Source organism: Paludibacter sp. 221, assembly GCF_010501035.1.
Lineage (GTDB): Bacteria > Bacteroidota > Bacteroidia > Bacteroidales > Paludibacteraceae > QVMH01.
On sequence record NZ_QVMH01000034.1, the window covers coordinates 38,062 to 49,099 of the forward strand.

10 protein-coding genes are annotated in these 11,038 nt (G+C 41.1%); 2 read left to right on the plus strand and 8 right to left on the minus strand.

Translation table 11 applies throughout. The features are described from left to right. Positions 1-4: 4 nt before the first annotated feature. Complete coding sequence (locus D0T49_RS08240) at positions 5-523, plus strand: DNA-3-methyladenine glycosylase (RefSeq protein WP_163630236.1); 519 nt, start codon at positions 5-7, stop codon at positions 521-523. A 468-nt stretch (positions 524-991) separates the two neighbouring features. Here D0T49_RS08240 and D0T49_RS08245 read toward each other — a convergent pair whose 3' ends face one another. Continuing rightward, positions 992-1,204, minus strand: coding sequence for a hypothetical protein (locus tag D0T49_RS08245; protein ID WP_163630238.1), 213 nt, complete (start codon positions 1,202-1,204; stop codon positions 992-994). 279 nt (positions 1,205-1,483) lie between these two features. Between D0T49_RS08245 and D0T49_RS08250 the strand changes: the two genes are divergently transcribed. Beyond that, positions 1,484-2,182 (plus strand): hypothetical protein, encoded by a 699-nt coding sequence (locus D0T49_RS08250; RefSeq protein WP_239057044.1) that lies wholly within the window; start codon positions 1,484-1,486, stop codon positions 2,180-2,182. Between the two features lie 470 nt (positions 2,183-2,652). On the opposite strand, the gene D0T49_RS08255 is transcribed toward D0T49_RS08250, so the two are convergent. The 7 genes from D0T49_RS08255 to D0T49_RS08285 all read right to left on the minus strand — a co-directional run. Continuing rightward, positions 2,653-3,408 (minus strand): succinate dehydrogenase/fumarate reductase iron-sulfur subunit, encoded by a 756-nt coding sequence (locus D0T49_RS08255; RefSeq protein WP_163630241.1) that lies wholly within the window; start codon positions 3,406-3,408, stop codon positions 2,653-2,655. A 67-nt stretch (positions 3,409-3,475) separates the two neighbouring features. After that, positions 3,476-3,850 carry a four helix bundle protein gene (locus D0T49_RS08260; RefSeq protein WP_163630243.1) on the minus strand — a complete coding sequence of 125 codons (375 nt, stop codon included), beginning with the start codon at positions 3,848-3,850 and terminating at the stop codon, positions 3,476-3,478. A 64-nt stretch (positions 3,851-3,914) separates the two neighbouring features. After that, a complete protein-coding gene (locus tag D0T49_RS08265) occupies positions 3,915-5,891 on the minus strand; it encodes a fumarate reductase/succinate dehydrogenase flavoprotein subunit (RefSeq protein WP_163630245.1) in 1,977 nt (658 codons plus the stop codon). 30 nt (positions 5,892-5,921) lie between these two features. Continuing rightward, positions 5,922-6,605: a succinate dehydrogenase cytochrome b subunit gene (locus D0T49_RS08270; protein ID WP_163630247.1), complete on the minus strand. Its 684-nt coding sequence runs from the start codon at positions 6,603-6,605 to the stop codon at positions 5,922-5,924. Positions 6,606-6,929: 324 nt separating this feature from the next. Beyond that, positions 6,930-8,147, minus strand: coding sequence for a toxin-antitoxin system YwqK family antitoxin (locus tag D0T49_RS08275; protein ID WP_163630249.1), 1,218 nt, complete (start codon positions 8,145-8,147; stop codon positions 6,930-6,932). Between the two features lie 23 nt (positions 8,148-8,170). Then, positions 8,171-8,599 (minus strand): HIT family protein, encoded by a 429-nt coding sequence (locus D0T49_RS08280; protein WP_163630251.1) that lies wholly within the window; start codon positions 8,597-8,599, stop codon positions 8,171-8,173. A gap of 156 nt (positions 8,600-8,755) precedes the next feature. After that, a partial coding sequence (locus tag D0T49_RS08285; RefSeq protein WP_163630254.1) for a tail fiber domain-containing protein occupies positions 8,756-11,038 on the minus strand: 2,283 nt, incomplete at its 5' end.

The window sequence follows — 11,038 nt, forward strand, 5'->3', positions numbered from 1 at the left end:
AAACATGCCTAATAAAAGACTTACTATCGACTTTTTCAGGCAAGATGCCGTAACTGTAGCCGAAAAACTTTTGGGTAAAACCCTTGTTCGGAAATGGGACGACGGTACTATATCCCGCTATGTTATTACCGAGACCGAAGCATACCTTGGCGAAGAAGATTTAGCCTGTCATGCCAGCAAAGGGCGGACAAAACGCACCGAAATCATGTTTGGTAATGGTGGAGCGGTATATGTTTATCTTATATACGGCATGTATTGGATGCTTAATTTTGTAACAGGCTGCGAAAACCACCCTCAAGCCGTACTCATCAGAGGGATAGACAATATCGTAGGCTCAGGACGTGTGGGGCGCGAGCTGAAAATAGACAGGAGCTTTTATGGCGAAGACACGTTCATTTCCAGTAGGATATGGATTGAAGATGCTCCTGATATCAAAAAAATTGCAACTGCTCCACGTGTCGGCATAGACTATGCCGGAGAGATATGGAAAAATAAACCTTGGCGGTTTATTCTGGAAAAGTGAGATAAAATAATAGCTACAAGCAGTCATCCCCCCCCTCGCTACTGCACAAATCTTCCGCAGAGTAAAAATGAAGCAAGTTATCACACAGGATTAGTATGCTATGTGACAAAAGGTCTACATAGATGAGAGTATAAATAACATAATCTGCTGATAATTAGCCAAATAAAAGGATGTCCATAAGCCAATGATTATCAAGCTGTAACAGTTTTTTTCAAAAGTCCGGATTTTTTCAGAATGCCGCTCAATACTTCAATTGGTTTAGCTTGCCAAGAAATACAGATAAACGCAAACTTGAAAATAAAACCTTATTTTCAGCAACAAACCTTAGTAGCATCAACGCCTCATAAACCTCAACCTTATTACCTTATTTCTCAGTTGTTTAATAAGCTAATAAGGTCGAGTTTGCAGGTTTATCATTTATTACTAAGGTTTAATTCTACAGAATACTACTGATGCGTTAGAAATCAATTATTTCGGGTAATTCTCTATTGCATAGCTATATACATAAAATATCGTTTTCCCGATTTTAAAAATCACGTTAACATTTAAAGTCCCATAGGTACGGGAGTTTGGTAATGACCGGCTTTTAGCACCGTGTTTACGTGCCGTAGGTACGCTACTTGCTGCAATGTTTTCGTACCTACGGCACGAATAATGCTCGTTGTTACGTATTATTACCAAACTTATGCTCCTACGGAGCATCCGGATGATATATTTCCGATTGTCAAAACAAAGAAACTGGTTTAACGCATCAGCATTACTTACAGAATATAAATTACGCCTTTAGCTTGCTCATATAGTAGTAGTTTGAAGTACGCTTTACGGCAAAGCAAGTATTACAAAACGTTTAATTAATTTGATTATATTTAAAAAATATTTATTTTTAATGCCAGTTGCTATGTTATATAACAATAGGCATTTTCAATAAACATTTCAAGTAATAATCTAATTATCAATCTCATGGAAGCAAAGAAAATTACTATCAAGAGTATTATTCCCGAAGGAATAAGTATTGGAATTAAAAACGTGCTATCGTTAATCGGCGCAGTTGTCCTTTACATCCTCACCTGCTGGATACCCTATATCAACGTAGGTACCACCATTGCTATGGCAGCTATTCCAATTGAGCTGGCTAAAGGAAAGGTTATTTCTCCTACCTTCATCTTCGACGGAAAATACCGCAAATACATGGGTGAATATTTCTCACTTATAGGACTTATGTCTATTGCAATAGTTCCTGCTATGGCTTTCATGATAGTGCCGGGTATTATCATTTCTTTAAGTTGGTCGTTGGCTGTTTATGTGTTGATAGATAAAGGTATAGCTCCAAGCGAAGCCATGATTCAGAGTAATAAAGCTACATATGGGTACAAATGGACTATCTTCGGTACAGGAATTTTATTAGGATTGGCATTTGGTATTTTATCTTTCGTACTGGGTATGATACCTTTTGTTGGAATAGTATTCGTTATAATTCTTGCCATTGTTTTTGTAGTAACAATGTTGGGTTGCAATACGGTGATTTACAAAAAACTGGTTTTAGAAGCAAACAATGATAATGAACCGGAACAAGAAGTTATTATTACCGAAACTATAACTCCTGAAGGAGAAGAAATAAAAGTAGAGATAATAGAAGATGAGAAGAAAGACGAAGAATGAGGTAAATAGATAACTATACATACATAAAAATGGCTGCTAAAATCAAATTAGCAGCCATTTTTTTATTCCGAATAAATAGGTTCCTTAATTAGCTATTTTAGCTTCACCGTCAAGCGGGATTTGTAATCCCGCTTAATGTATTATAAGGATTTTCAATCCGCTTATTCTTTTACTATCATGCTATTTCATTATATAGATTGTAATACGTTTAATTTTTGTCCTCAAGCCGGACAGGCTTTTACTTTTTCCTATAGCTGAAAAAGTAAACNAACTCCTCGCTTCGCTCGTCAAACAGCAAATCCTGTTTAACGCTACGTTACGCTGAATTTCTTAACGCTCACCAGCTGAGGCGGAAAAGTTACTTTCGCCTACAAATTTGGTTGTAAACAACAATAGATAACTATACATACATAAAAATGGCTGCTAAAATCAAATTAGCAGCCATTTTTATTTCGAATAACTTTATATCGTTAGTCAGCTATTTTTGCTTTGATAAACTCACGGTTGAGGCGTGCAATGTGCGAAATAGAAATCGCTTTAGGACATTCTGCTTCGCAAGCTGTTGTGTTGGTACAGTTACCAAAACCAAGTTCGTCCATTTTCGACAACATAGCCTTAGCACGGCGTTTAGCCTCTATCTTACCCTGAGGCAATAGAGCCAACTGGCTCACCTTAGCCGAAACGAATAGCATAGCCGAACCGTTTTTACAGGCAGCAGCACATGCACCGCAACCGATACATGCAGCAGCATCCATAGCTTCGTCGGCTTTATCTTTCGGGATAGGAATAGCGTTTCCATCAGGGATACCGCCTGTATTTACCGACACGAAACCTCCTGCCTGCATAATTTTGTCGTAAGCAGTACGGTCTACCATCAAGTCTTTGATAACAGGGAAACCTGCCGAACGCCAAGGCTCGATAGTAATAGTTTGTCCATCTTTGAATTTACGCATGTGCAACTGACATGTGGTGATTTCAGAATCAGGCCCGTGTGGGTGCCCGTTGATATATAAACTACACATTCCGCAGATACCTTCGCGACAGTCGTGGTCGAATGCGATTGGCTCTTTGCGTTCGCTTATTAATTTTTCGTTCAATATATCCATCATTTCCAAAAAGGAAGCATCTGTAGAGATATTGTCCAGTTTATAGGTCTCGAATTTACCTTTTGCTTTCGGACCTGCCTGACGCCATACTTTTAGCGTTATGTTTATTGTTTTGTCCATAGTGTTATAGTTACAAGTTACGAGTTACAAGTTACAAGAACTGGTTTTTCGTAACCAATGTTTGTAATTATTTAGTAGATATTTCAGTACGAGTTTTTATTGATTTAATTAACGATGATGTCATTCTTATCACTTCATTCAACTGGCTCATTATCAAATTGGCCTTTTCTTTTTCAATAAAATTCAATTCTAAAGAAATAATAAACTGAGTTTCCAATTCCGAGGCCGACCCTAAAACAATATAAAGAAAATGAATTAATTCTTTGTCTGAGTTTCGTCCACAGCCTTCTGCTATATTCGAAGGAATAGAAACGGCCGAACGCCTTATTTGTGAAACCAATCCAAATTGTTCCGCTTGAGGAAAAGCCTTGGTTGCTTCGTAAACATCCTTAACCAATTCAATTCCTTTTTGCCAAACAATTAAATCTTTATGAGTCATCATATTTAATCCTTCAGTTACGAATTACAAAAAACTTGTAACTCGTAACTTGTAACTCGTAACTAACTTACGCCTTATAGTTTCTTTGTTGACGTTGTACAAATTCGTAGTCAAGAGGTTCTTTCAGCATTTCAGGTTCATTACCTTCTCCTGTGTATTTCCAACAAGCTACATAAGCAAACTTATCGTCGTTACGCAGAGCTTCGCCTTCTTCGGTCTGATACTCTTCGCGGAAATGTCCTCCACAAGATTCCTCACGTTGTATTGCGTCGCGAGCCATCAATTCGCCAACCTCAATGAAATCGGCCAGACGGATTGCCTTTTCCAATTCCACGTTCAGGTCGATATCATTACCCGGTACATATACATTAGTCCAGAATTCTTTACGTATTGCTTTGATTTTTTCCAACGCAATCTGCAAACCTTCCTTGTTACGTGCCATTCCTACAAAATCCCACATTACAAGTCCAAGCTCACGGTGAATTGAATCGACCGAACGTTTTCCTTGTATCGACATGATTTTTTTGATTTTATCCTCAATAGCCTTTTCAGCTTCGATAAATTCAGGCATATCTATACTCATGCGAGGCACTTGGATTTGGTCGGCCAAATAGTTCTGAATAGTATATGGAAGTACAAAATACCCGTCGGCCAAACCTTGCATCAGAGCCGAAGCACCTAAGCGGTTGGCACCGTGGTCGGAGAAGTTTGCTTCGCCAATACAGAACAACCCTTTGATAGAAGTTTGCAATTCATAATCTACCCAGATACCACCCATTGTATAGTGGATAGCCGGATAAATCATCATCGGTGTTTTATATGGGTTGTCGTCGGTAATCTTTTCGTACATTTGGAAAAGGTTTCCGTAACGGGCACGTACTACATCTTCGCCCAGACGATTGATTGCATCGGCAAAGTCAAGATAAACAGCCAAACCTGTGTTGCCAACACCATAACCTGCATCGCAACGTTCTTTTGCTGCACGCGAAGCTACGTCGCGGGGAACCAAGTTACCGAAAGCCGGATAACGGCGTTCCAAGTAGTAATCGCGGTCTTCTTCTTTTATTTCAGTCGGTTTCAGTTTTCCTTTTTGGATAGCCTCTGCGTCTTCTTTTTTCTTCGGTACCCAGATACGTCCATCGTTGCGGAGCGACTCCGACATCAAAGTAAGTTTCGACTGATAGTCGCCATGCACAGGAATACAAGTAGGGTGAATCTGAGCGAAACAAGGGTTTGCAAAATAAGCACCTTTTTTGTACATCTGAACAGCAGCCGAACCATTCGACGCCATAGCGTTGGTCGACAGGAAAAACGCATTTCCGTAACCACCTGTGCCTACTACTACCGCATGTGCGAAAAAGCGTTCGATACGCCCTGTTACCAAATTGCGGGCAATGATACCACGTGCACGTCCTTCTACCACTACCACATCTAACATTTCATAGCGGGTATATAATTTCACTGTGCCTTTACCCACCTGACGGCTCAGGGCAGAATAAGCTCCCAGCAACAATTGTTGTCCGGTTTGTCCGCGTGCATAGAATGTACGCGATACTTGCGCACCACCAAACGAACGGTTATCCAACAAACCACCGTAATCGCGTGCAAAAGGAACGCCTTGTGCCACACACTGGTCGATGATGCTGTTCGACACTTCGGCCAAACGATAAACGTTTGCCTCGCGTGCACGGTAGTCACCACCTTTTATAGTATCGTAAAACAGACGGTAAACAGAGTCACCATCATTAGGATAGTTCTTAGCTGCATTGATACCCCCTTGTGCTGCAATAGAGTGAGCACGGCGTGGAGAATCTGATATACAGAAGTTCAACACATTAAAACCCATTTCGGCAAGCGAAGCGGCAGCCGAAGCTCCTGCCAAGCCTGTACCTACTACAATAACATCCAAACGGCGTTTGTTAGCGGGGTTTACTAATTTCTGATGTGCTTTATAGTTGCTCCATTTTTCGGCCAAAGCGCCTTGTGGAATCTTCGCATCTATAGTAGCACCTGCTGTGGTTGATGTATTTTCTATTTTTGACATAATCTTCAATTCTTTTTCACGTTTAACATATTACAACCCGAAAATGGTAATTATTAAATAATAAACCGGTATCGATATAAAAAGCAATACTACAACTGTAGAAACTACATTGCCAATCACTTTCAGACGAGGTAACCATGTTTTATTATTCAATCCCATCGACTGCATGGCACTCCATACTCCGTGAGTAAGGTGAAACCACAATGCCACAAGGGCTACTATATATACAATACAGTATATTGGTTTGCTGAAATAGTACTGAATCCAGTAAGCTCCGTTGGCAGCAAGCTCGTGAGCTTCGTGTCCGCCCATTCCGGTAAGCTCTACCAACTGCATTTTAGCCCAGAACTGAATTAAATGCAATACGAGGAAAGCTAAAATAACAATCCCAAGTACCAGCATGTTTTTTGACGACCATGCCACGCCTTCCTGACGGGTTGTGACAGCATAACGCTCACGTCCGCGTGCACGTAAATTCTGAATAGACAACAGCACACCGTAAAGCATATGGACAACAACACCCGCTGCTAACACCAAAGTGCCCAAAACAGCGTACCAGTTTGCACCCAAAAATGCGCAAATAGCATTGTAAGCTTCCGGCGAAAAAATAACCACAACGTTCATAATGCTGTGGAACAAAAGGAATAACACAAGGAAAGCCCCCGATATTCCCATAATAAATTTTCTCCCAACAGAGGAATCAATTAACCACATAAATTTTTGTTTTTGTATTAATATGTATTTAGAGTTATTAAATTCGAAAAATGCAATCGTCTAATAATCAAATAGCTGAAAGAAGAAACAGCCATTTCACCGAATAGGCGCAAAATTAGTGTTTTAGATTCGATATTCCAAAGGATTACGGAAATTTTTCTTTAATACTGAGAATAAAGAAAAGCGACAAAAAATTGCCGCTTCCCAAAGGTTTTCAAACTATAAATATTATCGGCACTCTGCACCTAAACGTTTGGCGCAAGTTTAGCGAAGCGCAACTTGTGCCGGAGAAAAGACTTGTAACTAAAAACTTGTAGCTACTATCTAATTTTCTATTTTTTTAGTCTCAATTAATTTTCCGTCCTCGTATTTTTCTTCTTTATAAATATTGCCGTTTTTATACCCGTATTTCCACACGCCCATTTTTTTTCCTCCATTATATTGACCTTGGATTTTTATTTTATCGGTTTCGGCATAAGTTTCGGTAAATTTACCATCGAGCTTGCTTTCTTTCGAATAATTACTTACCTGTACATAACTATTTGTACTGCTTGTATAGTATTGCATTTGCCGTCCTACCTGTTTGCCATTCTCGTAATTCTTCTCTGCTTTCAATCGTCCGCTTTCCCAATCGTATTGTTTTTCTACACCATGTTTTTTGCCGTTCAGCATACTGCGTTCGCTTTCTATGCTACCATCAGTATAATATTTGATAACTTTACGCAGGTCGCCAGCCTCATACGTTTCTTCTTCGGTGGGCTCACCGTCTTTTTTGCCGTATTTCCATACGCCCGTTTTTTTTCCATCCTTGTACTGGCCTTGGGCTTTTATTTTATCGGTTTCGGTATATGTTTCGGTAAATTTGCCATCAAGCTTGCCTTCTTTCGAATAGTTGCTTACCTGTACGTAGTCGTTCCGGTTACTCGAAATATATTGAGTCTGTTTACCTACCTGCTTGCCATTTTCGTAATATTTTTCGGTTTTCAGCTTTCCGGTTTCCCTGTCGTAATGTTTCTCAGCCCCGTGTTCTTTCCTGTTCAGAAAGTTACGTTCGCTCTCCAACTTTCCATCGGGGTAATACTGAGTAATCTTTCGTATCTCGCCATCTTTATACTCTTCCTGCTGTTTTACCTTTCCTTCTCCATAATACTGTTTCCACACGCCATCCTTTTTACCCGTTTTATAATTTCCGGTTTCTTTTTGGTCTCCGTCAGGATATAGCTCGGCACATTCGCCGTTCAGGTAACCGTTGGTGTAGATCATATAAGCATTCAGTTTATTGCTTCTATAATAATCCCAACGCCCTTCGGCATATCCTTTTTTAAAATTGGCATCTATATACTCGGTGGTATACCCTGTTATAATACGGATTTTTCCATCTACAGCAGTCTTGTCCGCATCGCGTTTATGAACATACATTTGTCCGTCGCCCAGATTAACCATTTCTATCTCCTCGATTTTCAACGTATTCTGAGCCGACAGGGAATGAATGCCTGCCAAAACAAATACCAGGCTAATATATAATATTAACGTCCTTTTCATTTTATTTTTCAATATAGCCGTTGTTATATTACGTTCTCTTTAATCTTTGCAATCATCTCCTGATATTCGCTGTCGGATAAATATGTTTTTTTCGGGTTCATCTCGAATACTCCTCCAAATCCGTAACCATCTTTGTACTTGGGTACGATGTGCATGTGCAAATGGGTTAATGTATCGGAATAAGCACCATAGTTGATTTTATCAGGACTGAAAATTTTATTTAATGCTTTTCCCACACGGGCAACGTCTTTCATAAAGGCATTGCGCTGTTCGTCGCTCAATTCGTGAAAATCGACACCGTGGTCTTTGTACACCACATTGCAACGTCCGGTGTAACTTTGTTCTTTGAAAAGGAAAAGTTGCGAAACTTCCAAATCGCAGATTTTAATCATTAACTCGTCCAACACAGGTAATTTCTGACAATATAAACATTCTGAAACAGGTGAAGCCATACTATTTTGTTTTTTTAAGGGTTAGTATTCTGAAAATTTTCCGCTAAAATTACTGATTTTGTTTCAAGCCTACAAATCCAAAACAAAAGCCCCGCCTGACAGACAGGCGGGGCAAAATACAAAGCCGTATTTACAGCCACATTATCACATTCACATTTATTTTTTTTCTAAGGCCTCAATCCGGCGAATCAGTGTATCGATTGTTTTTTGTTGTTGCTCTATCACAACTTGTTGTTCCTGAATGGCTTTTACCAGCACCGGAGCAAACTCGGCATAAGAAATACCCAATACCTCTCCTTTTTCAATATCGCCTTCTGTTCCACTTACTATTTCAGGGATAATATCGCGCACTTCCTGAGCTATGAAACCAATCTGCTTATTGCCCGACTCCTTCATTGTAAAGCTTACAGGATTCAGTTTCATTACCTGCGGCAAGCCGTAGCTGATACCTCGGATATTTGTCTTCAAACGACGGTCCGAACTTTGAGTCCATGCAGTGCTACCACCGGCTTTACCATTAACATATAGGACATGGTCACTCTGAGGCATAGCCCCCCCAACTCCAATACAATGTTTTTTCAAAGTTTCGTTATAATTTCCCATTATCCATAGTCCAATGCCTAATTGACTATCTGCTGTAGGTGAAAAACCTCCATAAAGAGATGAGCCAATAAGGATATTAAAAGATCCTGTAGTAATATCAGAGGCAGGGCTCCCTACTTTTGTACCACCCACAATGACATTATGAAATCCTGTAGTGAGGCCTGAAGCTGCACCATGGCCAATAGCAACATTACTATACGCTGTCGATGTCGCATTTTTAAGAGCCTGATAGCCAATTGCTACATTTTCTGTTCCGGCACGACTTGCGTCGTAACCAAAAGATGTTGACGAACTTGCAACTGAAGCAATATAACCGACAACTGTATTATTCACTTTAAATATCAATGGAGTAGTATTCGTAGTTCCAATAAAACTACCACTGTTAGCAGCGTTTCCGGTCAGGCTCCAACCTTCATTATCGGCTGCCGGAGCCCAACTACTTCCGTTCCATTTCAATACCTGATTAGCGGCAGGAGCGGTGGTAGCTATACTTTTACCTTGTATTTTGGTTACAGTAGCTGCATTGCTGGCAGCAGGAATAGTTACATCGCCACTGATAGCTGCACGAGCCAATGTATAAGGCGCTGCTGCAGTACCACTACCGGTACGCACCAAGGTGGAGTTGGTAGCATTGGTAACTTCGTTGCCTACAATAGCATCAGCTTCTAAGGTGTTTATTGCTACCGGTTCCCATTTTTTGGAGGTAGCATTCCATTTCATTACCTGACCATCGGCAGTACCGGCAGGCAGGTTGATAGTTTGAGTGGCTGTGCCGCTACCTGTAATAGCTAAACCTGTGGTGCTGCTCACCGCAGGAAAGGTATTGGTGTTAGCATCTGTACCCAACGCCCATTGCTTAGTAGTAGCATTCCATTTCAATACCTGATTGGCAGCTGTACCGGTAGGCAGGTTGATAGTTTGAGTAGCTGTACCGCTACCTGTAACAACCAAACCTGTGGTGCTGCTCACCGCCGGGAAAGTGTTAGTGTCGGTATTGTTATCGGCAGCAGGTGCCCAGTTTGTTCCGTCAAATTTCAACACCTGACCTGTGGTAGGAGCGGTAGTCGAAACATTTCGTCCACGGATGCGGGCAACGGTAGTAGCATTGCTGTTAGCTGTAGCGGTAACGTCACCTGTCAAAGCGGCTCTTCGGATTTCGGTTCCATTCAGTGTTATTGAAGCAGAAGCAGTATAGGTGGTATTCTCATCCGTACCCGATTCCCATTTTTTGGTAGTGTCATTCCATTTCATTATTTGACCATCGGCTGTACCACCAGGCAGGTTGATAGTTTGGGTGGCTGTACCGCTACCTGTAATGGCTAAACCTGTGGTGCTGCTTACTGCCGGGAAAGTGTTGGTGTCGGTATTATCATCGGCAGCAGGTGCCCAAGCACTTCCATTCCATTTCAACACCTGACCTGCGGTAGGGGCGGTAGTGGCTACGTTTCGTCCACGGATACGAGCAACGGTAGTAGCGTTGCTGTTGGCTGTAGCGGTAACGTCACCTGTCAAAGCGGCTCTTCGGATTTCGGTTCCATTCAGTGTTATAGAGGTGGAAGGGGTATAGGCGATACTTGTATCGTCTGAGGCTTCCCATTGTTTTGTTGTATCGTTCCATTTCAGCACTTGTCCATCTGTACCATTGGGCAGCGATACGCTTATGCTGCTGGTGCCACTGCCACCTACTACAATGCCTTTCAGTCCTGTTATCTTTACTTTGGACATTATGTTGTTGGTCAGTTCCTGAGTTACATTGGTCGATATTGCACTCACAATGCTGTCGCGCAACTGGGTAGTGATGTTCTCTGATATGTAACTTACAATAGTGTCGCCAAG